General features: G+C 67.9%; 20 protein-coding genes. 11 read left to right on the top strand and 9 right to left on the bottom strand.

All coding sequences use genetic code 11. The features are described 5' to 3' along the window. The first annotated feature begins 41 nt into the window (after positions 1–41). Positions 42–545 carry a SixA phosphatase family protein gene (locus AC0KTM_RS04560; RefSeq protein WP_472415059.1) on the top strand — a complete coding sequence of 168 codons (504 nt, stop codon included), beginning with the start codon at positions 42–44 and terminating at the stop codon, positions 543–545. A gap of 92 nt (positions 546–637) precedes the next feature. Here the strand turns inward: AC0KTM_RS04560 and AC0KTM_RS04555 are convergent, their stop codons facing one another. Both AC0KTM_RS04555 and AC0KTM_RS04550 read right to left on the bottom strand, forming a co-directional pair. Then, on the bottom strand, positions 638–1168 hold the full coding sequence (locus AC0KTM_RS04555; RefSeq protein WP_225326744.1) for a DUF3558 domain-containing protein: 531 nt from the start codon (positions 1166–1168) through the stop codon (positions 638–640). An 8-nt stretch (positions 1169–1176) separates the two neighbouring features. Next, on the bottom strand, positions 1177–1734 hold the full coding sequence (locus tag AC0KTM_RS04550) for a DUF3558 domain-containing protein (RefSeq protein WP_225326745.1): 558 nt from the start codon (positions 1732–1734) through the stop codon (positions 1177–1179). Between the two features lie 181 nt (positions 1735–1915). Here AC0KTM_RS04550 and AC0KTM_RS04545 point away from each other — a divergent pair, with 181 nt between their 5' ends. From AC0KTM_RS04545 to AC0KTM_RS04530, 4 genes are all read left to right on the top strand, one after another. Next, a complete protein-coding gene (locus AC0KTM_RS04545) occupies positions 1916–3682 on the top strand; it encodes an ABC transporter ATP-binding protein (RefSeq protein ID WP_238958092.1) in 1767 nt (588 codons plus the stop codon). Next, complete coding sequence (locus AC0KTM_RS04540) at positions 3679–5583, top strand: ABC transporter ATP-binding protein (RefSeq protein ID WP_472415057.1); 1905 nt, start codon at positions 3679–3681, stop codon at positions 5581–5583. The genes AC0KTM_RS04545 and AC0KTM_RS04540 overlap by 4 nt, the downstream gene beginning before the upstream one ends. Before the next feature lie 43 nt (positions 5584–5626). Further along, positions 5627–6772 (top strand): BTAD domain-containing putative transcriptional regulator, encoded by a 1146-nt coding sequence (locus AC0KTM_RS04535; protein WP_374109655.1) that lies wholly within the window; start codon positions 5627–5629, stop codon positions 6770–6772. A gap of 174 nt (positions 6773–6946) precedes the next feature. Beyond that, positions 6947–8728 (top strand): serine/threonine-protein kinase PknH/PknJ, encoded by a 1782-nt coding sequence (locus AC0KTM_RS04530; RefSeq protein ID WP_238958094.1) that lies wholly within the window; start codon positions 6947–6949, stop codon positions 8726–8728. A gap of 42 nt (positions 8729–8770) precedes the next feature. Here AC0KTM_RS04530 and AC0KTM_RS04525 read toward each other — a convergent pair whose 3' ends face one another. Next, the gene (locus AC0KTM_RS04525) at positions 8771–9355 is read right to left on the bottom strand and encodes a hypothetical protein (protein WP_238958095.1); all 585 of its coding nucleotides are present in this window, start codon (positions 9353–9355) and stop codon (positions 8771–8773) included. Between the two features lie 272 nt (positions 9356–9627). Further along, positions 9628–10794, bottom strand: coding sequence for an adenylate cyclase regulatory domain-containing protein (locus tag AC0KTM_RS04520; protein WP_472417375.1), 1167 nt, complete (start codon positions 10792–10794; stop codon positions 9628–9630). Here AC0KTM_RS04520 and AC0KTM_RS04515 point away from each other — a divergent pair. After that, positions 10793–11314 carry a DNA-deoxyinosine glycosylase gene (locus AC0KTM_RS04515; protein WP_225329966.1) on the top strand — a complete coding sequence of 174 codons (522 nt, stop codon included), beginning with the start codon at positions 10793–10795 and terminating at the stop codon, positions 11312–11314. The genes AC0KTM_RS04520 and AC0KTM_RS04515 overlap by 2 nt on opposite strands. A 30-nt stretch (positions 11315–11344) precedes the next feature. Here AC0KTM_RS04515 and AC0KTM_RS04510 read toward each other — a convergent pair whose 3' ends face one another. Continuing rightward, positions 11345–12733, bottom strand: coding sequence for an amidase (locus AC0KTM_RS04510; protein WP_472415054.1), 1389 nt, complete (start codon positions 12731–12733; stop codon positions 11345–11347). A gap of 83 nt (positions 12734–12816) precedes the next feature. On the opposite strand from AC0KTM_RS04510, the gene AC0KTM_RS04505 reads away from it, so the two are divergent. After that, positions 12817–13251 carry an HIT family protein gene (locus AC0KTM_RS04505; protein WP_225329968.1) on the top strand — a complete coding sequence of 145 codons (435 nt, stop codon included), beginning with the start codon at positions 12817–12819 and terminating at the stop codon, positions 13249–13251. 148 nt (positions 13252–13399) lie between these two features. Then, the gene (locus AC0KTM_RS04500; protein ID WP_472417373.1) at positions 13400–17332 is read left to right on the top strand and encodes a diguanylate cyclase domain-containing protein; all 3933 of its coding nucleotides are present in this window, start codon (positions 13400–13402) and stop codon (positions 17330–17332) included. 7 nt (positions 17333–17339) lie between these two features. On the opposite strand, the gene AC0KTM_RS04495 is transcribed toward AC0KTM_RS04500, so the two are convergent. The 3 genes from AC0KTM_RS04495 to AC0KTM_RS04485 are packed head-to-tail and all read right to left on the bottom strand — an operon-like array spanning position 17340 to position 20380. After that, positions 17340–18371, bottom strand: a complete 1032-nt coding sequence (locus tag AC0KTM_RS04495; RefSeq protein WP_238958098.1) for an LLM class flavin-dependent oxidoreductase — start codon at positions 18369–18371, stop codon at positions 17340–17342. Between the two features lie 45 nt (positions 18372–18416). After that, positions 18417–19547 (bottom strand): FAD-binding protein, encoded by a 1131-nt coding sequence (locus AC0KTM_RS04490; RefSeq protein ID WP_472415052.1) that lies wholly within the window; start codon positions 19545–19547, stop codon positions 18417–18419. Then, positions 19544–20380: a uracil-DNA glycosylase gene (locus tag AC0KTM_RS04485; protein ID WP_238958100.1), complete on the bottom strand. Its 837-nt coding sequence runs from the start codon at positions 20378–20380 to the stop codon at positions 19544–19546. Before AC0KTM_RS04485 ends, AC0KTM_RS04490 begins: the two co-directional genes overlap by 4 nt. 65 nt (positions 20381–20445) lie before the next feature. Between AC0KTM_RS04485 and AC0KTM_RS04480 the strand changes: the two genes are divergently transcribed. The 3 genes from AC0KTM_RS04480 (at position 20446) to AC0KTM_RS04470 (ending at position 23771) form a co-directional block, all read left to right on the top strand. Beyond that, positions 20446–21813: an FAD-binding oxidoreductase gene (locus tag AC0KTM_RS04480; protein WP_238958101.1), complete on the top strand. Its 1368-nt coding sequence runs from the start codon at positions 20446–20448 to the stop codon at positions 21811–21813. A gap of 135 nt (positions 21814–21948) precedes the next feature. Next, entirely contained in the window at positions 21949–23190 is a 1242-nt protein-coding gene (locus tag AC0KTM_RS04475) for a cytochrome P450 (RefSeq protein WP_238958102.1), read from the top strand. Next, positions 23190–23771, top strand: a complete 582-nt coding sequence (locus AC0KTM_RS04470; protein WP_472415051.1) for a TetR/AcrR family transcriptional regulator — start codon at positions 23190–23192, stop codon at positions 23769–23771. Before AC0KTM_RS04475 ends, AC0KTM_RS04470 begins: the two co-directional genes overlap by 1 nt. Positions 23772–23796: 25 nt before the next feature. On the opposite strand, the gene AC0KTM_RS04465 is transcribed toward AC0KTM_RS04470, so the two are convergent. Beyond that, positions 23797–24513: a siderophore-interacting protein gene (locus AC0KTM_RS04465; protein WP_225329975.1), complete on the bottom strand. Its 717-nt coding sequence runs from the start codon at positions 24511–24513 to the stop codon at positions 23797–23799. Positions 24514–24517: the final 4 nt, after the last annotated feature.

The following is a 24517-nucleotide window of genomic DNA, read 5'->3' as shown; positions in this document are numbered from 1 at the left end:
CATGGCCGGCCGGGCTGCCGCTCTGACTAATCTGATTGTTCGTGACTGCCGAGCGCACCTTGCTGTTGATGCGGCATGCGAAGTCCGAGTATCCGGCCGGGGTCGCCGACCACGATCGGCCGTTGGCGCCCCGCGGCATCAGGCAGGCCGGGCTCGCCGGAGACTGGCTGCGCGCCCACGCGCCCACCATTGACGAAGTGCTGTGCTCCACGGCGACGCGGACCCGCGAGACGCTGCGGAACACCCGCATCGATGCGCCCGTGCGATACAGCGAGCGCCTCTATGCCAGCACCCCGGGCACGATCATCGACGAGATCAACGCGGTGGACGACCGCATCCGCACGCTGCTCGTCATCGGACACGAGCCGACGATGTCGACCCTCGCCCTGGGGCTGGGCCGTGCCGGCGGCACCGACGCCGCTGCGGCCCAACGCATTTCGGCCAAGTTCCCGACGTCGGCGATCGCTGTCCTTGCGGTGCCGTGCGCGTGGAACGAGCTCGAACTCGGGGGTGCGTCCCTGGTCGACTTCGTCGTTCCGCGCTAAGCGCCCACCGCTGCGCCGAACGTGGACTTGTTGAGCTCGAAACACGATATCGACGTTCGGCGGGGTGAAATGGCTACGAGCGGCGCGGAGAGCTAGGAGTTGGTGGCCAGCGTCAGCTCCATGAGCTTAATGGCCTGCCCGCACGCGTCGATGCCCGGCGCCTGCGGGTTGATCCACCAGCCGACCACACCGGCCGCGTCACTGGCCACCCCGCACGCGCCGTTGGCGTCGTCGGGACGCATCACAATCGAGTCGATCCCGGCGATCGGCCGCGACTCGATCTTGTACTTCAAGAACTCCGCGACCTTGCGCTCATTGCTCAGGCTGCCCTGCTCGAACCAGAACCGGGTGATATCGATCAGGCCGCCCGGGTTGGCCGCCTGCCACCGGCAGATCGCGCCGACGAACGTGCTCTGGATGTCGAGCGGGTCCGCCCCGACCGTCTTGGCCAGAATGTCGCTGGTCAACACCTCACATTCCTTGAGCAGGTTCGGGTACTGCTGCTGGGAGTTGTTGTTGCGGGGCACGTTGCCGCCCGCCTTGACCGCGTTGCCCCCGACCGACCTGGAGCAGCCCGTCAACACCAGCAGCGCAACCATGAAGACGGCCGCCACGGCGCGCATCGGGGCCGTCATTTCGAGTTCGCAATCGACTGCCGAGCCAGCTCTTTCGCGATATCGCACGGCGGCGGGAACGGCTTCTGACTGAAACTGATCGACCACTCGATGAAGTCGTCCTGGAACTGGATGCCTACTTCGCACAGCGAGTCACCCAGGTTCGGCTCGTTCCCGACGGCGATGAAACCGCCGTGGCCGTTGATGTTGATGTCGTCGACGCTGGCACGTGAAAGCTCCTCGGTCTTGCGTTCGCGTCCGATCGGGCTGCCGCGATACCAGGAGAAGGAGAAGTGCGGCCCGAGGATGCCGCCGCCGGCGAGCCACTGGCACCCGACGGAGTTGCGGGCGGTATTGATCAGTCCGGTCACCCTGGTGAGCTCGGCCACCGTCTGGTCGCTGATGCCGCCGCATTGCGGGAACATCGGCCCGTGGTTGCCTTGCCCCTTCTGCGGCGTCGACGACGCCGTCGCTCCGGGTTTGTTGCCGCCGGAATCGGAGCAGGCTGCAACCGCGGGAATCAGGATCGTCAATGCTGACGCGACAAAAGCCAGCGCCCTCGCATTACGCCGCACCGCTACCCTGCTTCCGTTCCGCCCGCTGCTGGTCCACACGATGCACTGTAGCGGCAGCCCAGCGGGTCAACCACCGACGCGCCTGAGCAGGAATTTCAACGCCGCCAACCCGTGCCGTGCGGGCGTTGGCCGTCGGCGGTTGGCGCGGACGGCCGGGCCGCCGGTGTGCGACAGTTACCCCATGCTCCTGGCACTGCTGCGCCAGTACATCCAGCCGTACCGCCGGCTGGTCGCGGTGCTGATGGTGCTGCAGCTGATCAGCAACCTCGCGTCGCTGTACCTGCCGACCGTCAACGCCGCCATCATCGACGAGGGTGTGGCCAAGGGCGACACCGCCACGATCGTCAGGCTCGGCATCGTGATGCTCGGGGCCACCGGGTTGCAGGTGTTGTGTTCGGTCGGGGCGACCTATTTCGGCTCCCGGACCGGGATGGGCTTCGGTCGCGATCTGCGCGCGGCGATGTTCGAACACGTCGTCACCTTTTCCGAGCGTGAGAGCGCCCGATTCGGCGCGCCGACATTGCTGACACGCAGCACCAACGACGTGCGGCAAATCCAGTACCTGGTCCAGATTACGGGCACCGTGCTGGTGACGGCCCCGATCATGTGCCTCGGCGGAATCGTCATGGCCATCCACCAGGAGGCGGCGCTGACGTGGCTGTTGCTGGTCAGCGTGCCGATCATGGCGGTGGCCAACTACTGGGTGATGTCGCACATGCTGCCCCTGTTCCGCAGGATGCAGGGCCTGATCGACGGCATCAACAGGGTGATGCGGGACCAGCTGGCCGGCGTCCGGGTGGTCCGGGCGTTCGCGCGGGAAGGTTTTGAGCGTGACCGCTTCGCGCGGGCCAACACCGCGCTGTCGAATACCGCACTGACGGCGGGCAACTGGCAGGCGTTGATGCTGCCGGTGACCACGCTGACCATCAACGTGTCCAGCGTCGCGCTGATCTGGTTCGGCGGGCTGCGCATCGATCGCGGCCAAATGCAGGTCGGCTCGTTGACCGCATTTTTGGCGTACTTCACCCAGATCCTGATGGCCGTGTTGATGGCGACGATGACGCTGGTGGTGCTGCCGCGAGCGTCGGTATGCGCCGAGCGGATCACCGAGGTGCTCTCCACCCGTCCCGCCGTCACCGACCCACCGAGCCCAACATCTCCCCCGGGCGGCATCACCGGCGTGGTCCGCCTCGATGGCGCCACATTCACCTACCCGGGCGCCGATCGCCCCGTGCTGCAAGGTATCTCGTTTTGCGCCCGGCCCGGAACCACCACCGCGATCGTCGGCGGCACGGGCTCGGGCAAGTCGACGCTGATCTCCCTGATCTGCCGGCTCTACGACGTGACCGGCGGAGCTGTCCTGATCGACGGCATCGACGTCCGCGATTACCACACCGAGCGGCTGTGGTCGGCGATCGGTCTGGTCCCCCAGCGCGGCTACCTCTTTTCCGGGACGGTCGCCGACAACCTGCGGTACGGCGCCGCCCCGGGGCAGGACATCACCGACGAGGACATGTGGGAAGCGTTGCGGGTGGCCGACGCCGACGGGTTCGTGCGCGCACACCATGACGGGCTGCACATGCGGGTGGCCCAGGGCGGCATCAACTTTTCGGGCGGGCAGCGGCAACGACTCGCCATCGCCCGCGCGGTCATCCGCCGCCCCACCATCTATCTGTTCGACGACTCCTTCGGCGCCCTCGATGTGCACACCGATGCCCGAGTGCGCGCCGCCCTCGAACACCTATCGGGTGAAGCCACCGTCATCGTTGTCACTCAACGGGTTTCGACTGCCGCCCAGGCCGACCAGGTGCTCGTCGTCGACGGCGGAAGACTGGTGGGCGCCGGCACGCATGAGTCGCTGCTCACCGAGTGCCCCACCTACGCGGAATTCGCCGACTCGCAAGCGGTGGGCGCCCTGCCATCAGGGCAAGTCGGGGGCGCGCAATGACCAACACCGCGACCCGCGGCGCGGCGCCGGCCGGGGCGTCCCGCGATTTCTGGGGTTCGGCCGCCCGGTTGGTGAAACAACTTGCGCCACAACGCGGGCTGAGCATCGGGGTGATTACGCTGGGCATCGCGGGCACCGCGATCGGCGTGATCGTTCCACGGATCCTCGGCCATGCCACCGATCTGCTGTTCAACGGCGTCATCGGGCGGCAGCTTCCCGCCGGGATCAGCAAGGCACAAGCCGTCTCCGCCGCGCGCGGCCGAGGCGAGGACACCTTCGCCGACTTGCTGTCCGGGATGAACGTGGTGCCGGGCCACGGCATGGACTTCGGGGCGGTCGCGCGGACCCTGACGCTGGCGCTGGCCCTCTATCTCGTTGCCTCGGTGTTGATTTGGGCGCAAGCCCGGCTGCTCAACCTCACCGTGCAGCGCACCATGGTGGCGCTGCGCTCCGATGTCGAGGACAAGATCCACCGATTGCCGTTGTCGTACTTCGACGGACGCCAGCGCGGCGAGCTGCTCAGCCGGGTCACCAACGACATCGACAACGTCCAATCGTCACTGTCGATGACGGTCAGCCAGCTGCTGACATCGGTGCTCACCGTGGTGGCGGTGCTGGCGATGATGCTGTCCATTTCGCCACTGCTGGTGGGGATCACGGTGCTGACGGTGCCGCTGTCGCTGCTGGCGACGCGGGCGATCGCCCAACGTTCGCAGCGCCTGTTCCTCACCCAGTGGACGAGCATCGGGCGCCTCAACGCCCACATCGAGGAAACCTACAGCGGGTTCACGGTGGTGAAGACGTTCGGCCACCAGGCCGCGGCCCGGGAGCAGTTCCGCGCCCTCAACGACGACGTCTACCGGAGCAGTTTCGGCGCCCAGTTCTTCTCCGGGCTGGTGGCGCCCGCGACGACGTTCATCGGCAACCTCGGCTACGTCGCCGTCGCCGTGGTGGGGGGCCTGCAGGTGGCCACCGGCCACATCACCCTGGGCAACATCCAGGCTTTCATTCAATATGTGCGGCAGTTCAATTCGCCCCTGAGCCAACTGGCCGGGATGTACAACACCCTGCAGTCCGGGGTGGCCAGCGCCGAACGCGTCTTCGCCCTGCTCGACGAACCCGAAGAATCGCAGGATCCCGAGCCCGCCGGGCCCCCGCCGCCCACCGACGGCGCCCCGCGGTCTGGCGGGCGCGTCGAATTCGCGCACGTCAGCTTCGCCTATCGCCCCGGCGCCCCGGTGATTGACGACCTGTCGCTGGTGGCCGAGCCCGGTAGCACGGTAGCGATCGTCGGACCGACCGGGGCCGGCAAGACCACGCTGGTGAACCTGTTGATGCGGTTCTATGACGTCGACTCCGGCCAGATCCTCATCGACGGGGTGGACATCACCACATTGGACCGGCGTTCGCTGCGGTCGCGGATCGGCATGGTGCTGCAGGACACCTGGCTCTTCGACGGCACCATCGCGGAGAACATCGCCTACGGGCGCCCCGAGGCGGGCGACGACGAGGTGGTGGCGGCCGCCGAAGCGGCCTACGTCGACCGGTTCGTGCGGTCGTTGCCGCGCGGCTACCAAACCCGGGTCAGCGGCGACGGCGCCAACATCAGCGCCGGCGAAAAACAACTCATCACCATCGCGCGCGCATTCCTCGCCCGCCCGCAGCTGCTGATCCTGGACGAGGCGACCAGCTCGGTCGACACCCGCACCGAGGCCCACATCCAGCACGCGATGTGCGAACTGCGCCGAGATCGGACGAGTTTCATTATCGCGCATCGTCTTTCGACGATCCGCGACGCCGACCGGATCCTGGTGGTCGAGGCCGGCCGGATCGTCGAACAAGGCAACCACGCCGAACTGCTGGCCCGCCACGGCGCCTACTACGCGATGACCCGGGCATGACAACCGCCCCCCGCGCCGCGAACGCGAAAGGCTGGTAGGCGCGATGACCGACAAACGTCTCGACTTCCGGCTACTCGGACCGTTGGAGTGCAGCGTCGACGGCGTCCTAATTCCGTTGGGCACGCCCAAGCAGCGGGCGGTGCTGGCCATGCTGCTGATGAACCGCAACAACCCGGTCGGCGTCGACCGGTTGATCACCGCCCTGTGGGACGAGTCGCCGCCGTCGGGGGCGCGAGCCAGCATCCACTCCTACGTGTCCAACCTGCGCAAGCTGCTAGCCGGCGCCGGGGTCGACCCGCGCGCGGTGTTGGTCGCCGCGCCGCCGGGTTATCGGCTCAATGTCCCCAAAGACGCATGCGATCTCGGCCGGTTCATCGCCGAGAACGCCGCCGGGGTGCACGCGGCGGCCTCCGGCCGGTTCGAACACGCCAGTCAGCACCTATCGGCCGCGCTGGCCCAATGGCGCGGCCCGGTGCTCGAGGACCTGGCGGACTTTCGGTTCGTCGACGCGTTCGCCACCTCCCTCGTCGAGGAGAAGATCCTGGCCCACACGGCGAAGGCCGAGGCCGAAATAGCTTGCGGGCGAGCATTTACCGTCATCACCGAACTGGAAGCGCTGACCCGGGAACACCCGTACCGCGAGCGGCTGTGGGCTCAGTTGATGACGGCCTACTACCTCACCGACCGCCAGTCCGACGCGCTGGCGGCCTACCGCCGCGTGCAGAGATCGCTCGCCGATGACCTCGGGATCGACCCCGGCCAAAACTTGCGCACCCTCAACGACCGGATCCTGCGCCAGGAACCGCTGGACGCCAAGAAGAACGCCATGACGACCGCGGCGGCCACGATCACCGTGCTCGAGCAATACACCGTGGCATCCGACCGGAAGGCGGTCGCGCATCTGCACGACGCGTCCGGGCGCCGGTATCCGCTCCACGCGTCGACAACGATTGGGCGCCTTGGCGGCAACGACATCGTCCTCGACTCCCCTGAAGTCAGCCGGCACCACGCCGTCATCGTCGACACAGGAAGCAGCTACATGATCAACGACCTGCGGTCCTCGAACGGGGTGCACGTGCAGAACCGGCGAATCGTCGCAGCCGCCAGCCTGCAGAATGGTGACCGTATCCGCATCTGCGACCACGAATTCACCTTCCAGATAGCCGGTAACGGCCAAAACGAGGCCTAGGAAGTGCGGGCGCCCTGCCGCGCGGGCGTGCCCGGCGATTGTCGCCGTTATCGTGCGCCGGGGCGGGTGGGCGCTTACCGTCATGATTGCTCGGTCATGGGTCACGATCGTGCGTCCGCCCGCAGACATCGTCATGGGACCGGCGGGTGCGGGGTCGGGTTGGAAGGATGAGGAATGAGCGACGAGCAGGCCTCACGGGCGGGGTCGATGTTCGGCCCCTACCACCTGAAACGGCTGCTGGGCCGCGGTGGGATGGGTGAGGTCTACGAGGCCGAACACACCGTCAAGGAGTGGACCGTGGCGGTCAAACTTCTCTCGGAAAGCTTCAGCAGAGACCCCGTCTTTCGCGAGCGGATGAAACGTGAGGCCCGCACCGCCGGCCGTTTGCAGGAACCCCACGTGGTGCCCGTGCACGACTACGGTGAAATCGACGGCCAGATCTTTTTGGAGATGCGCCTGGTCGAGGGCACCGACCTGGACAGCGTGCTCAAACGCTTCGGCCCGCTGGCCCCGCCACGCGCGGTCGCCATCATCACACAGATCGCCGCCGCTCTCGATGCCGCGCACGCCGCCGGTGTCATGCACCGCGACGTCAAACCGCAAAACATCCTGGTCACCAGCGACGACTTCGCCTACCTCGTCGACTTCGGCATCGCCAGCGCGACCACCGACGAAAAACTCACCCAGCTCGGCACCGCGGTCGGGACCTGGAAATACATGGCGCCCGAACGGTTTTCCGATGCTGAGGTCACCTACCGTGCCGATATCTACGCGCTGGCGTGTGTGTTGTTCGAATGCCTGACCGGGTCCCCGCCGTATCGGGCCGACAGCGCCGGCGTGCTGGTCTCCGCCCACATGAGGGACCCCATTCCCGCGCCCAGCCGGCAGCGCCCGGATATTCCCAGGGCCTTCGATGCGGTGATCGCGCGCGGCATGGCGAAAAAGCCCGAGGACCGTTACGCGAGCGCGGGTGACCTCGCGCTGGCCGCCAAGCAGGCGCTGAGCAATCCCGATCGAGACCGCGCGGCCACCATTTTGCGTCGCAGCCAGGAAGCCGCACTGCCCACGGCCGGCAACGCCGATGCCCGGCAGAACACCGCTCCGGCGCCGCCGGTACCGCCTCCCCCGCCGTACCAGCCCGCTTTCAATACCCCGCCGCCGTCGCCACTCGGGGCGCCGTATTACCAAGGCGGCAGCGCCAATTGGGGCGCCCCTCCTCCGCAGTTCGCCAACGCGGCTCCCTGGGGTCCGCCCCCACCCAGGCCGCGCCGCAACGTCTGGCCCGTCATAGTGGCCGTTGCCGTGGTGTTTGTTCTCCTCGGGAGCGGGTTGGGCATCTGGCTCGCCGTGCGGCCCGATCCGGAACCGCCACCTGCCGCCCCGCTGGCGGCCGACCGTCTCAGCGCCCTGCTGCTCAGCCCGTCCGACATCAACGCCGTGATGGGCTCGTCGACGATGCAGCCGGGCAAACCCATTACGTCAACGGACAGTTCGTCGGTGACGGTGTCGACGCCCGACTGCCAGGGCGCGCTCTACACGACCCAGGATCCGGTGTACGCGGGCACCGGCTACACCTCGGTGAGCGGACTGGTGTCCTCGGAGCCGGGCGACAACTACGACCACTGGCTCAACCAAGCGGTCGTGCTGTTCCCGTCCGCCGACAAGGCCAAGAGCTTCCTGGAGAACTCGGCGGAGAAGTGGAAGGGCTGCGCGGGCAAGACGGTCACCGTCACGAACAAGAGCAAGACATACCGGTGGACGTTCGCTCAGGTGCAAGGCGGTCCGCCGAAGATCACGCTGATGGACACCCAGGAAGGCGCCGACGGCTGGGAGTGTCAGCGCGCGCTGAGCGTGGCCAACAACGTGATCGTCGATATCAATGCGTGCGGGTACCACATCAGCGATCAAGGCGGCCAGATCGCGGACAAGATCGTCGCCAGGATCGACAACGAGTAGCACGCGGTTGCGCGCCAATGCCGTTGGGGCGCTGTGGGATTGCTATGACTGCAGATCGGGGCCCTGCGCGCGCAGGTCGTCGACCGCCGTCATCGCGTCGCGCAATTTGGCCAGCCACTCCTCGGCATGTTCACCGACCAGCTTCACCGACCACGCCAGCGCGTCGGCGCGGGACCGTGCGACGCCGGCATCGACCAACGTGTCGAGCACCTGACGTTCTGGTTGCTTCAGCCGGGTCATGACGGGTACTGCGATGTGGGTGAACAGGATTCGTTCCGTGCCGGATGCGGAGGCGACGTCGACGCCCCAGGAAACCTTGCGTCCGTAGCGATCCTGGGCTTCGTCGGCGATATGCATCCGTTCGGAGCGCGTTTCCTCGCGGAATCGTGACGCCCGCCCGGCCGCGCGGGCCTCGCTCTCCCCACCTTCGGCGCTCGCCGTGTCCGCGAGCTTTCCGATGACGGTGATCTCTTCGCGGTCGACGATCACCGTGGGGTCGCCGTCGAACCACTTCTCCGGTAGACGTCCGGCGAACCATTCCGCGGCGTCGCCGGCGTCGGGTTGCTGGGCTTGCTGCCAGCCCCCGGGGCGGCCGTAGCGCCGCCCGTGTGCGTGATGAGCTTTCATGATTACATGATTACACCGTTGCACTTGAAACGGAACAGGCGTTCGCCGGGAGCTGAAGGCGACCGGCCGCCGATCTCGTCGCCGGACCCGAAAAACCGTTGATCCGGGCTGTTCGACGGCGTATTTTGGGTAGCGAAGCAGGCCCGGGAAGCGACCAATTCGAAGTGCCGGAACACGGGGTAGGAATCCGGCCGCGTAGGACACGCGTAAGACGGAGTCAGACGCCCCCTAGAGTCGCACCGGGCCTGCCCATACCGGCACCGCCGCGGCCGTCAGTCGTCGGCGTCGCCCCGCCGGATGCGGAACAGTTTGACCTCGCCCTTGATGCCCTTGAGGTGGCGGGAACCCGCGAACGATGCCGAAAACTCACCGCGCTCCCCAATGACGTCCCACACCGAATCCGCCGCCAGCACCGTGCCCGGGCGCGCCACGCCCGTGACACGGCTCGCCACGTTGACCGGACTGCCGAACCAATCGCCCGCCCGGCTCACCGCCATGCCGGAGGCCACGCCCGCCCGCAACCGAGGGAAGTCGTTGTCGGAATCGACCGCTTCGACTAGTTTCACGACGACGTCGAGCAACGGTTGCGGCTCGGGGCAGACGAACATCACCGCGTCACCGATGGTCTTGATGAAACGCACCGGAGGAACGGTCATGTCGCGGGCGAGGATGGCCAGCCGGTTGGCCAAATGCCCCAGCTCTTCGGGCGTGACCGCCTCACCGATCCGGGTGAAGCCGACCAGGTCGGCGAAGGCGACGCTGATTTGGCGCGCGCCCGGCAGCGGCTCGCCGGCGGCGCGCTCCGCGGCGTTGACCGCTTCAGTCTCCAGCATGTGGCGCAGCTGCATGAACAACATGTGCTGGATCATCGGGCCCACCATGGGCGCGATTTTGGTCACCAAAGCCTTTGACGCTTGGGCGATTTCGAGCTCGCTGGCACCCGGGCGCATGATCGCCGAAAGCGCCGAATACCGCATCACCTCGGCGGTGCGCGACAGACCTTCGGCGAGCACCCGAACCACGAGAACCACGTGCTCGGGGTCCAGTCCCAGCTCGACGAACCGCTGGGTGAAGGCGGCGGCCTCGCCGTCGGCGCGCATGTGAACGGCCGCGTCGGGGTCGTCGACGCGGACCAGACCGATGGCGCGCTGCACTCGCTGCAGCAATCCCAGGTCGATGCCGTGGGTTTCGCTGATCTCCCGCGTCGACACGTACGTGCCGTCGTCGCCGATGATGTGGCGGGTGGCCAGCAACAGAGGCGGATTGGTCGCCCGGATCTCCTCGGCGGTGATGCCCTGTTCGAGCAGCCACTGCACCAGTTCGGCCCGTTCCGTGCGCGCGGTTCCCTCGAGCCCTTCGAGCAGGTCTTCGATGGTGTGGTCGTCCCCGTCGTGCACGTCGCCAACGTACAACGCGGGGGCGTCATGATGTGAGGTGATGAGCACACCGTTGCTGCGGGGATTCCCGCCGGTCATCGACGAGCGCGCCAGGACGTTGATCCTGGGATCGTTTCCCAGTGCGCAATCACTGGTGGCGGGCCAGTACTACGCCAATCCGCGCAACGCGTTCTGGTCGATCACCGGCGAGCTCTTCGGCTTCGATGCCGCCGCGCCCTACGACAGGCGCCTGGCCGAACTGCAATCCCACGGAATTGCGCTCTGGGATGTGCTTCACGCGTGTCGTCGCCGCGGCAGTTCCGACTCAGCCATCGACCCAACCAGCCTGGCGGTCAACGACTTCGGCGAGCTGTTCGCCGACTACCCCGCCCTCACGACGGTGTACTTCAACGGCGTCAAGGCCGCGGAGCTCTACCGCAGGCGGGTGGCATCGCCTAGCGAGATCCGGTGCACCCGGCTGCCGTCGACCAGCCCGGCCCACGTGATGCGGCCGGGCGCGAAGCTCGCGGCGTGGGCAGTGATCGCGGAGGCGCCGCCGGGCGAAGCGGGTCGGCGCGCGTAGATCCAGCCGATCGCGGAGGCTGGGCCGCTCTTATGACACCGGCGGCCGGCGAAGGGCCCACGGTCGAGCGGCTTCGATCTGCGCCGACAGCGACAACAGCGTCGCTTCGTCATAAGGCCGGCTGACGAGTTGCACCGACATCGGCATACCGTCTGCGTCCAAGTCCCACGGAACCACCGCCGCGGGCTGTCCGGTCAGGTTCCAGACCTGTTGGTAGGGAACGTATTGCCCCACTCTCAGCAGTGTCGACACGGCACCGCGCCGTTGATAGGCGCCGATACGGGATGGGCCCGTTGCTGTTCCGGGCGTGACGACGACGTCGACATCGTCGAAGATCGCCTGGATCCGCGAGACCACGGCTCCTTCGGCCGCCCGGAGGGACTCCATCCGGCGGTCCGAGAAGAACGATCCCAAGCGGGCCATGTTGCGGGTGCGTGGTTCCAAGCGTTCCGGATGAGCCAGGGCGTCCGCGTCGTCGCAGATGCCGCGCAAGTAGCGGGGCAGGTAGTTGGTGAGGATCGCCGAGGCCGGATATTCCGGGTCGGCCGTGATGACGTCATGCCCGAGATCGCGAAGCAACGCGCCGGCCTGGTCGACCGCGGCCAACTCTCGCTTGCCGACCCGAACCGGCAGCGGCGTTGGGACCTTGGTGCTCAACGCAATTCGTAGCCGGCCGGGGCTGCGCGTCGCCGCGGCCACGAACTCCCCCTCCGGGCCGGGCACCGTCGAGGTCGCGTCCAGGAACAAGGCCGCGTCGATCACCGTGCGGGCGATCGGGCCGTTGACGCTCAACCCGTACCAGGCGTCGTCGTGGGGTTCCAGCGACACCCGATCGCGTTGCGGCTTCAGGCCGAACACGCCGCACCAGGTCGCCGGGATGCGAATCGACCCGCCCCCGTCGGACCCCAACGCCAGCGGAGCCAGCCCGGCCGCGACCGCGGCGGCGCTGCCGCCGCTGCTGCCGCCCGGCGTGCGCCTGGGATCCCACGGATTGCGGGTAGCTCCGAACGTCAGCGACTCGGTATACGGCAGCATCATCAGCTCGGGCACATTGGTTTTGCCGACGATGACGGCGCCCGCGGCGCGCAACCGCCGCACCACCTCCGCGTCGGAGCTCACCGCAGGCCGGTGCCCGCCGCTACCGAAGGTCGTCACCTCCCCGGCCACGTCGACGTCGTCTTTGATCGCGATCGGCACACCGAGCAGCGGCAGCCGTTCACCCGCGTCCAGGCGGTCCTGCGCCACGGCGGCCTCGTAGCGGGCTTGGTCGGCGAGCACCACGCGGTAACACCGCAGCTGGCTGTCCAGCTGCGCGATCCGCTCCAGGTAGACCTCGAGCAATTCCGGTGCGGTCAGTTCACCGTTGGCCAGCATGCGCGCCTGCGCCGCCGTGCCGGCGAAGGCGAGATCGTCGGTCACTGCGGCAGCGTAACCCCGTAAACGGGCCGGGCCCTGGCTGGTCCCGGCGGGGTTGCGGCGCAGCAACAAGTACCGTGGGCGACATGTCCTGCGTGTTCTGTGCGGTCGTCGCCGGGGAAGCTCCGGCCATCCGGATCTACGAAGACGACGACTACCTGGCGATCCTCGACATCCGCCCGTTCACTCGCGGCCACACGCTGGTGGTGCCCAAGCGGCACAGCGTCGACCTCACCGACACCGCACCGGAAACGCTGGCCGGGATGGTCACCCTGGGCCAACGCATCGCCCGGGCCGCGCGCACGACGGAATTGGCCGACGCGACCAACATCGCCATCAACGACGGCAGCGCGGCCTTTCAGTCGGTGTTCCACATCCACTTGCACGTCTTGCCGCGCCGCAACGGCGACAAGCTGTCGGTGGCCAAAGGAATGCTGCTGCGCCGCGACCCGGACCGCGACGCCACCGGCCAGATTCTGCGCAACGCGCTGGCCCGTATCGACGCAAGTCAGCCGGACTAGGCTCGGCGCCCGCCGCCGCTCGGTGGGCAGGGGCCGCACCAACCTGGCAAAAGCCACACTCAGCGCACATCCGCAGCGGTTTAATGCCCTGTAACTCGTGGTGAAGTTGTTCGTTTTCACCACACAGCAGGGGAGCGGCTGGAGCGGCATGAAACGGCGGGCGGTGAATCCGTGGCGGCGGTCGGGGGTGCCCGCGCCCGCCGGGTGGCTCCTCGTCGCCGTATACGGCGTAGCCGGGTTGTTGATCGTGCTGTCGTCGTTCTGGGGATGGCGCGGCCCGTACGGGACGCACCCGGTCAATGGGTTCGTCATCGCGATGTGCCTTGCCGTCGCGGCGGCATACGCCGGGCGCGCGGCCCGCTCCAAGCCCCCGCGGCAACGATACGGCTGGCTGGCGCTGGTCGCGGCCCTGCTCGGTTGGGCGGCCGGGGAGGTCATCTGGGCGGTTTATGACGTGCGGCCGGAATTCGACCACGCCACCCACCCCGCGGCGACAGAGTTCGTGCTGCTGCTGTGGCCGGTCGGCGCCATGACGTCGTTGGTGCTGCTGTCCCAGTTGTCTCGCAACAGTCCCCGGCGTCTGCTTCTCGACGGTCTCATCGTGGCGACGTCGCTGTTCGTCATCGCCTGGGTGTTCGTGGTCGAAGCGCAGCTGCAAAAGCATTCCGGTGCACGGCTGGTGACCTCGGCGGAGGTCTTCGCCGACATCATCCAGGTGACGACGGCGATCCTGATGCTGTCCCGGGCTCGTCCCGGTGACCGGCCGAGCCGCACCCTGCTCGCCGGTGGCGTCGCGACCATCTGCCTCGCCGACATGGCGCTGGTCTTCTATACCGGCATCGCCAGCTATCACACGGGCGGTGTCGGTGACCTGATCCGCGTGGCCGGGCTGGCGTTGTTGGCGCTCGCGGCGCTGTCCGCGGTGCACGAGGGTCCCGCGCCGGCATCGCCGGATGAGATCGAATTCCGGGCCCGGCTGTGGCTGCCCTACTTGCCGTTGATCCTCGCCGCCGCGGCGGTCTGGGCACACGCGGCGGGAAATTCGCTGCACGATCCCATGCTGGCCGCGCTGGGCGTACTGGTGGCCGCCGTCCTGGCCCGCCAATTCGTCGTCCTGGTCGACAACCAGCATCTGTTGTCGGAAGTCGCGCGGGAAGCTTTTCGTGACAACCTGACCGGTCTGGCGAATCGGGCCCTCTTCCTGCAGCGCCTGGAACAGGCGGTGGCGCGCCGGCATCCCAACGGCATGCCCATCGCGGTGTTGTGCCTGGACCTCGACAACTTCAAGGCGGTCAACGATGCCCTGGGGCATCCCGCCGGCGACGAGCTCCTCATCCGGGTGGCCGGGCGGCTCACCGCGGCGTTGGGGGAAGCCGGCACCATCGCCCGCCTTGGTGGCGACGAATTCGCGGCCGTCATCGAGGCTTCCGTCACGGAATCGCAGGCGGCCGCGCATCGGATCCTCGACGCCTTCACCGGGGCCATTCTGATCGACGGCATTCCGATCACCGTCCGGCCCAGCATCGGATTCACGGTGTGCACCGGCGCGTCGGCCTGCACGGTCGATCAGCTGCTGCGGCATGCCGACCTCGCCATGTACGCCGCCAAACGCGAAGGCGGGCAATGCATCCGCAGCTTCATGCCCGACCGGCCGCTGCCGTATGCCTTTCCGCCGTCTCCCGGTTCGCAGGATTCCGCGGTTGCGTCGCGTGTCGCCGTCAGCGCCGAGGCGACACCGCCGCCGCCCGTGTCCGACGTCGCGACAACACCCACGACCTCGCCCGCCGCCGATGTCGCGCAAGCCCCCCGTCGACCGCCGAGCGTTGTCCAGGCCGGCTTCGCGGTGCTGGCCATCGGGGTGATCGCCTTCGCCGCGTCCAGCGTCGTACATCCGGATACGGGACATGGCATGTTCTCGGCCACGACGCTGTATTCGGCGCTGAACGTGTTGGCGGCCGGTCTGGTTGCCCTTCGCGTGTGCCGCGTCCCGGGCGACCGCTTGGCGTGGTCACTGATCGCCGCCGCTATGGCGTTCTCGGCCGCGGGCGACATCGTCTACGCCGTGTGGGTGCCCAACGGTCGGTCCCCGTCGGTGGCCGACCCGGTGTACTTGGCGTACTACCCCTTGGTCTACGCGGGGCTGCTGCTGCTCATGCGGGCACGGTTCAAGCGGCTGCCGATCCCGATCCAGCTCGACTCGCTGGTGTGCGCCCTGACGTTGGCGGCGGTGGCCGTGGCCTTGACCGAGGGCCCCATGCGCGCGGCGACGTTACGCACACCGGCGACGGTTTGGATGGGCCTGGTCTACCCCTGGATCGACCTGGTGCTCCTGGCCCTGGCCGCCGGCATGTTGCCAATACTCGGTTGGCGCAATGAATTTCGTTGGGCTCTGCTGGTGGCCGGGTTCGTCTTGTTTGCGGTGGCGGACGGGGCGTATCTGTTCCAGACGACCGCCGGCTCGTATCGGGTCGGCACCTTGCTGGATGCCTGCTGGCCGGCGTCGTCGTTACTCATCGCGATGGCCAGCTGGTCCCCTTCGTCGCCGGCGGCGCCATTGCCCAAGTACCGATTCAGCCCGTATATCACCCCGGCGATGACCTCGGTTGTCGCACTGGGAGTGATTGTCCTGGCGCATCATTCGCGACCAGCCGCGACGCTGGCGGCGTTGAGCCTGGTCGTGGCGACGGGGCGGTTCTCGCTGACCTTCCGCGACGTGAGCCTGCTGCACACGCACGGCAAGCACGCCATGACCGACGAGTTGACCGCGCTGCCGAACCGGCATTCACTGGCGGCGGCGCTGACCGCGTTGCCCGCTTCGGCGTCGCCGGGGCCGTCGTCGCTGCCAAGCAAAGCGCACGCGCGGCGGGCATTGTTGTTGTTGAGCCTCAGCGATTTTCGCGAGATCACCGACTCGATCGGTCGCCAATTCGGCGATGAGTTGCTGTGCCATATCGCAAACCGATTGTCCGGCAGCGTCCGCCGCGACGACATGCTTGCGCGGGTCGGTGATGACCAATTCGCCGTGCTGCTCTCGGACGGGGCCAACCTCACCGCCGCCAGCGCCCAGGCGGGCCGGCTGCTGGAGTCGTTGAGCGAGCCGATCGCCCTGGATCCGATCACCGTCCAAGTCGAAGGCCGCATCGCCATCGCGCTGTGTCCCGACCACTGCGACCGCCCGCAGGAGCTGCTGAGCCGCGCCGAAACCGCGATGGCGCACGCCAAATCCGCCCGCAGCAAGATCGCGGTGTACGACTCGTCGTTCGAGGCTTATCGGAACAACGACCCCGACCTCATCGAGGACCTGCGCACGGCATTGTTCGACACCGACGAGCTGAGATTGCACTACCAACCCAAGATCGACGGGCGCGACGGCAGCGTTCACAGCGTCGAGGCGGTGCTGCGCTGGCAGCACCCCACCCGCGGAACCCTGCTGCCCGAGGAGGTTCTGCCCATCGCCGAACGCGCCGGACTGATGCGCAAGATCTCCAACCGCACACTGAGCATGGCTCTCAAACAGGTCCGGTGCTGGCGTGAGCAGGGCATCACGCTCACCGTCGCGGTGAACCTGTCGACGACCAACCTGCTCGACATCGAGCTCGTCGGTACCGTCGAGCGGCTGCTCGCAAATTATGACCTGCCCGCAGACGCGCTCATCCTCGAGATCACCGAGAGCGCGCTGATGGATTCCGCGCGATCCCGCAACACCGTCGCCGCATTGCAACGCCTGGGAATTCGCATATCGATCGACGACTACGGCACCGGCTGGTCGTCATTGGCTCGCCTGCAAGAGGTTTCGGTCGACGAGCTCAAACTCGACCGGATTTTCGTAACCCGCCTGGCCCACGACACGCGATCGGTCGCCATCGTGCGCTCGACCGTGGCGCTCGCGCACAACCTGGGCGCCGACCTGGTCGCCGAGGGCGTCGAAAACGAGACCACGCTGAACGCCCTGCACCGGTATGGTTGCATGATCACCCAGGGTTTCGTGCACAGCCCGCCCATGCCTCCGGAAGAGTTGCGGCACTGGATGGCCGACAACGCACCCGAACCCCGCCCCAGCCAGTCCAACCCGCGGGCCTGAGCGGGGCTCAGAACAACTCTTTGGCCAGCAGCTCCAGCGTCGCGACGCGCGCCGGTGCGGCGTCGGGGTCGGTGCCGCGGCGGGCCGAAGCCACCGGGTTCACCATCACCTCGTCGACGCCGAACCCTTTGGCAAGCGCCCGGATCTGCTCGGCGGCCTCCGCCGGCGCACCCAGGACGGCCCGTCGCAGACCACTCTCGACGATCCCCTGCTGCGGTCCCGTCAGCTCGGCCGTCGCCGCCTCCTCCACCAGCGGCACCGGCCCAAGCGGCTGCCCGGTGCGCAGCCTGGCCATCATCTGCAGGTTGGGCAACATCAACGCCGTTGCCTCCTCCCGGGTTTCGGCCACCGCCGCGTTGACCGTCAAAAACGTCCGCGGCTCGGCGGCCACGGCACTGGGCTTGAAGCGGGAGCGGTAAACCTCGAGCGCCTCTTCGGTTCCCCTGCCGGAGAAGTGATGTGCGAAGACGTACGGCAACCCCTTGGCGGCGGCCAGATGCGCCGAATACATCGACGAACCCAGTAGCCACAGGCGCGGTTCGGTCGCGGCGGCCGGGGTGGCCTTGAGCGTGTAGTCGCCGGAGCGCAGCGCAACCCGCACGCCGCGCGCGCTCATCAGCGCCGCCACGTCGTCGAGGTATTCGGGGAAGTTCTCGATGTCCCGACCGTCATGCCCACCCCGCAGCGCATATGAGGTCACCGGGTCGGATCCCGGCGCCCGGCCGATGCCGAGGTCGATGCGACCCGGGGCGGCCGCCTCCAGCAGCGCGAATTGTTCGGCCACCGCCAGCGGCGCGTGGTTGGGCAGCATCACCCCGCCCGAGCCGAGCCGTAGCTGCGAGGTCTGCGGGGCAAGATAGGCGAGCACCACCGGCGGGCTGGTGGCGCCGACCGAAGGCATGTTGTGGTGCTCGGCGACCCAGTAGCGGGTAAAGCCCAACCGATCCGCGGCCTGCGCCAGCTGCACGGTGGCCGCCAGGGCGTCGCCGGTCGTCTGGTCGGTGCGCACCGGGATGAGATCAAGGACGGAAAGACGCACGATGGCGTCAACGTGCGCGGCCCGGCAAACGTTCCCGAACCCGCCCTAGTAGTCCTTGAGGGTGATCGAGGAGACGATACGGTCGAACACCACTTGCGGTATCGGTGCGCCGCCCGGAATGTTGTCCACGACCAGCCACTGGTTGCGCTGGACGTAGTCACCGAACTCGCGCTGGTAGTCGGCGAATCCGCGTTCGTAATCGGCTGTCCCGTCCTGGGAGGCGGACTTGAGCTCGCCGGCCAGCACGTAGGCGCCCAGCAGCGCGACGCTGGTTCCCTGACCCGACAGGGGCGAGCAGCAGTACCCGGCGTCGCCGACCAGCGCCACCCGGCCGCGTGACCAGCGGTCCATCTTGATCTGCGACATCTCGTCGAAGTAGAAATCCGGCGCGGTCCGCATGTACTCCAGCAGTTGCGGGCGGACCCATCCTTCACCGGCCATCCGCCGCTCCAGCTCGCCGAATTGGGCCTCGGTGTCGCGGTAGTCGATCCGCAGCTCTGGCTCCATGAAACCCAACATGGCCCGGGCCTCGGCGTTGTTACGCGCGCTGTAGATCCCCGCCATGGTGGAGTCCCCGTAGTGCCACATCTGCCAGTAATCCAGGTCCAAGAAATTGGGCACGGTGAAGATCGCCGCGTGCGTGCCCAGCCGCTCGATGAAATTCTCCTCCGGCCCGAACACCAATCGCCGTACGTTGGAGTGCAATCCGTCGGCACCGATGACGAGGTCGAATTCGCGTGGCGCGGCGCGCTCGAAGGTGACGCGGACGGCCGCACCAACGTCCTCCAGCGCGGTGATGCTGTCGTCGAAAAGGTAGTCGGTGGTCCATTGGCTTGCGCCGTAAAGCAATTCGACCAAGTCGTCGCGCAGCAGTTCGATGTCGGGACTGTCGATGCGTCCGCCGGTCGGAGTCGACTCGGTGTCGCGGGACAGTTCATTGCCGTCACGGTCGACGACGGAGGAGCCGCGGATTTGCGTCCTGCGCTTCTCGGCGGCGGCCAGCAGCCCCATGCGGTCGAGTACGGTCAGCGCCGGGCCGCGCACGTCGATCGCCTGGCCGCCCGGGCGCGGCCCGCGATGACGCTCCACCACCGTCACCGAATGGCCGTGCCGCCCAAGCCAAAACGCGGCCGCCGTGCCCGCCACGCTGGCACCGGAAACCAGAACCTCGCTCACTTGATCCCTGCCAGTTCTTTCGCGTCGCGGAAGACGTCGTCAAGCATTGCTGGAGTCAACCTACCGGTGAACATGTTTTGCTGGCTCGGGTGGTAGCAGCCGAGCAACCGCACGCCGGGCGCCAGGTCGGCAACGACGCCGTGACCGAACCGGGGCTTGCGCCCCGCTCTTGTAGCGGAGGGACCCGGCAGCCGCAGCGCGATCTGCCACCCGAAACCTCCGAGGGCCACGACCACGCGAACGTGGTCGGCCACCAGCTGCCATTCGGCTTGCAGCCAGGGCCAGCAGGTGTCCCGCTCGGTCGGGGTCGGGGCGTTGGCGGGCGGCGCGCACCGCACCGGGGCGACGATGCGAATCTGCTTGGTCTGCAAGCCATCCGCGGCGTCGACGCTGGTCGGCTGGTTCACCAGTCCGGCCCGGTACAGCGCCGCGTACAACTGGTCGCCCGAGCGGTCGCCGGTGAACATCCGGCCGGTGCGGTTGGCGCCGTGCGCGGCGGGCGCCAGCCCGACGATCAACAGCCGGGGCCGCGCCGCTCCCCAGCTGGGCACCGGCCGGCCCCAATACGGTTGGTCGGCGAAGGCCCGCCGTTTGATGAGCGCGACCTCCTCGCGCCAATCGACCAACCGCGGGCAGGCCCGGCACACGCTGACCAGGGCGTCGAGTTCGGGGATCGAGGTGGCGCGTTGCGCGAGCGCGACGACCTGGGCGGCATCGGCCGCTACCGGGGTCTGCGGTGTGGCCGGATCACCCGGCCATCCGGTGCCCGCGCCGACCGGAGAGTCGAACGGCTGGCCGGTACGCGGGTGGTCGAGCACATGAACATCCTGCATTCAGCGGCCACGTCGTGCCGACCCGGGCGCCGTCCGGGGCCGCGACACGGGCTTACTATCGGGCCGTGAGCTCCGACGCCCTGGCCAGCCTGATCGCCGACCTGCCCGACGGGATGGTCGTCACCGATCCCACCGTGACCGAGGGCTATCGCCAGGACCGCGCGTTCGACCCTTCGGCCGGCAAACCGCTGGCCGTGGTCCGGCCGCGGCGCACCGAAGAGGTGCAGACCGTGTTGCGCTGGGCCACAGCGAACCGGGTTCCGGTCGTGCCCCGGGGCGCTGGCAGCGGTTTGTCCGGCGGGGCGACCGCGCTGGATAACGGCATCGTGCTCTCGATGGAGAAGATGCGCGACGTCGCCGTCGACCCGGTGACCCGCACCGCGGTATGTCAGCCCGGGCTGTTCAACGCGGAGGTGAAAAAGGCCGCCGCCGAACACGGCCTGTGGTATCCGCCGGATCCGTCCTCGTTCGAGATCTGCAGCATCGGCGGCAACATCGCCACCAACGCCGGCGGGCTGTGCTGCGTGAAGTACGGCGTCACCACCGACTATGTGCTGGGCATGCAGGTGGTGCTGGCCGACGGCACCGCGGTCCGGTTGGGCGGGCCGCGACTCAAGGACGTCGCGGGCCTGTCGTTGACCAAGCTCTTCGTCGGCAGCGAAGGCACGCTGGGGGTCGTTACGGAGGTGACGCTGCGGCTGGTACCCAAGCAGAACGCGTCCAGCATCGTCGTCGCCAGCTTCGCGTCGGTGCAGGACGCGGTCGACGCGGTGCTCGCCGTCACCGCGCGGCTTCGCCCGTCGATGCTGGAGTTCATGGATTCGACGGCGATCAACGCCGTCGAAGACACCCTGCGCATGGACCTGGATCGCGGGGCGGCGGCCATGCTGGTGGCCGGGTCCGACGAGCGCGGCCGCGCCGGTAGCGAGGACGCCGAGATCATGGCCAAGGTGTTCGCGGAAAGCGCTGCGACGGAAGTGTTTTCGACCGACGATCCCGATGAGGGCGAAGCGTTCGTCGTCGCGCGGCGGTTTTGCATCCCGGCCGTCGAAGCCAAGGGATCGCTGTTGCTCGAGGACGTAGGCGTGCCGCTTCCGGCGCTCGGCCGGCTGGTCACCGGGATCGCGGGCATCGCCGCCGAACGCGACCTGATGATCTCGGTGATCGCGCACGCCGGCGACGGCAACACCCACCCGCTGATCGTCTATGACCCCGCCGACGCCGACATGACCGAGCGCGCGCACCTGGCGTTCGGCGAGATCATGGATCTGGCCGTGGGGCTCGGCGGCACGATCACCGGCGAGCACGGCGTCGGCCGGCTGAAGCGGCCCTGGCTGGCGGGCTATCTGGGGCCGGACGTGATGGACCTCAACCGGCGCATCAAGCAGGCGCTGGATCCGCTCGGCATCCTCAACCCAGGGTCGGGCATCTAGTTCTGGTTTGGCTCGGCGGCGAGCCGCTGGTCGAGCGTGAAGCTGGCCGCACGCTCGGTCCCGAACGTGAAGCTGGCCGCGCTGTCGTCGCCAGCGACGGTTGACATATTGCTACCACTGTCGTACGAATGAGACATGGCTACTGTTATGTCCCAGAACGTGCCGGTCGCATTCCAGCTCGCGACCGCCGCCACCTGGCCGAACCCGTGGCCGATGTACCGCGCCCTGCGCGACCACGATCCCGTGCACCACGTCGTTCCCCCGAAATCCCCCGCGGACGACTACTACGTGTTGTCCCGGCACGCCGATGTGTGGGCCGCGGCACGGGACCACGAAACCTTCTCCTCGGCAAAGGGCCTGACCGTCAACTATGACGATCTGGAATTGATTGGGCTGCAGGACAATCCGCCGTTTGTGATGCAGGATCCGCCAGTGCACACCGAGTTCCGCAAGCTGGTGTCGCGTGGGTTCACGCCGCGACAGGTCGAGGCGGTGGAACCCAAGGTGCGGGATTTCGTCGTCGAGCGCATCGAGGGGTTGCGCGCGGCCGGCGGCGGTGACATCGTCACCGAGCTTTTCAAACCGCTGCCGTCGATGGTGGTCGCGCATTATCTGGGTGTGCCCGAAGAGGATTGGGCGCAGTTCGACGGATGGACCCAGGCGATCGTCGCGGCCAACACCGCCGAGGGCGGCGTCGCGGGCGCGCTGGAAACCGTCGGCGATGCGGTCGGGTCGATGATGGCCTACTTCACCGGCCTGATCGAATGGCGTCGCACCGAACCCGAGGACGACACCATCTCCCACCTGGTTTCTGCCGGCGTCGGAGCCGACGGTGACATCGCCGGCACGCTGTCGATCCTCGCCTTCACGTTCACGATGGTCACCGGCGGCAACGACACCGTCACCGGGATGCTCGGCGGGTCGATGCCATTGCTGCACGAGCGGCCCGACCAGCGAAAGCTTCTGGTGGACAACCCCGAATTGATCACCGACGCCGTCGAAGAGTTGCTACGGATGACCTCACCGGTCCAGGGGTTGGCGCGCACGACCACCCGCGACGTGACGATCGGCGACACCACCATTCCCGCCGGGCGTCGGGCGCTGCTGCTGTACGGGTCGGCCAACCGCGACGAACGCCAATACGGGCCGGACGCCGCCGAACTCGACGTGACGCGATGCCCGCGCAACATTTTGACGTTCAGCCACGGAGCGCACCACTGCCTGGGCGCCGCCGCGGCCCGGATGCAGTCCCGGGTGGCGCTCACCGAACTGCTGGCGCGGTGTCCGGACTTCGAGGTCGACGAGGCGGGCATCGTCTGGGCCGGCGGCAGTTACGTGCGGCGGCAGCTGTCGGTGCCGATCCGAATGCGGTCCTGATGGCGGGTAACGACTGGCTTTCCTCGCGCCGCAACGAGGCGGCCGTCGACCGGATACTCGACGCGGCGGAGGAGCTTTACACCGTGCGCGACTCGGGTTCGATCGGCATGAACGAGATCGCCAGGGCCGCGGGGTGTTCCCGCGCGACGCTGTACCGGTACTTCGAGAACCGCGAGGCCCTGCGCACCGCCTATGTGCACCGTGAGACCCACCGACTGGGCCGCGAGATCCTCGCGCGCACCGGCGGCATCGAGGACCCGCACGAACGGCTGATCGTGAGCATTCTCGTCACCTTGGGGATGGTGCGCGAGAGTCCCGCGCTTGCGTCTTGGTTCGCGACGAGCCGCCCGCCGGTCGGCGGCGAGTTGGCAGGCCAGTCCGACGTCATCGCGGCCCTGGCGGCGGCGTTCCTGCACTCTCTGGGGGCCGACGATCCCGCGATCGTCGAGCGCCGGGCGCGCTGGGTGGTCCGGGTGATCGTGTCGATGCTGATGTATCCGGGCCGCGACGATAACGAGGAGCGGGCGATGATCGAGGAGTTCGTCGTCCCGATCATCGCCCCGGCAAGCGCCCGCCGCTAGCTGGCAGCCGTCCCCCTCTCCTTCATCAGGCCACCCAATAGGCTTGCGCCTTAATCGATTTGCGCGGGATACCGAAGTCCTCCCGCAACGCTTTGGCAACCGAGCGGGTGGTGCGGTTGTCGCAGGCCACCCAACCGAAGTGGTCCCCGGCGTCAAAGGCCGCCGACCGCACCGCCTCCAGCAAGGCCTGACCGGCATCCTTGCGGTCCACCCAGATGACATCGGCGCAACGCGCCACCGGCAGGTCTTTGTCACCCTCGTGGCCCGCCTCCAAGAAGACCCGCGCCGGCACCTCACCGATCGAGGTGAGCAGCGAGTTGATCGCCGGCAGCGACGCGCAGTCCCCGACGATGACGTAGCCGGCTGGGGCCGGATCGGGAACGGCGAACCTGCTGCCGAGCACGGTGGCGTCGATCGTGTCGCCGGGTTGCGCCGTTCGCGCCCACCGCGACGCGGTGCCGTCGTGCAGAGCGAACTCGATGTCCAGTGCGCCGGCCGCCGGGTCAGGGTCCACCAGCGTGTATCCGCGCTGGTGCAGTTTGTCGCCGTCGGCGAACCACAGCCGTACCCACATCGTGGGATGGACCCCGTGTTGGCCGAGCAATCCGCCATCGGCGAAGCTCAGGCGCAGGTAGTGCGGGGTGATCTCGCGGCGGGCGGTCACGGTGAGCCGGTAATCGCCGGCCCCCAGCAGCTTGAGCACCGTGCCGGTCCATCCCCGTGAAGCCTGGTGATCGCTCATGCGT

Source organism: Mycobacterium sp. NTMscope_Eco_3, from assembly GCF_976985685.1.
The sequence above is the reverse complement of the archived record's forward strand: the minus strand, read 5'-3'. Positions and strand labels throughout refer to the sequence as shown.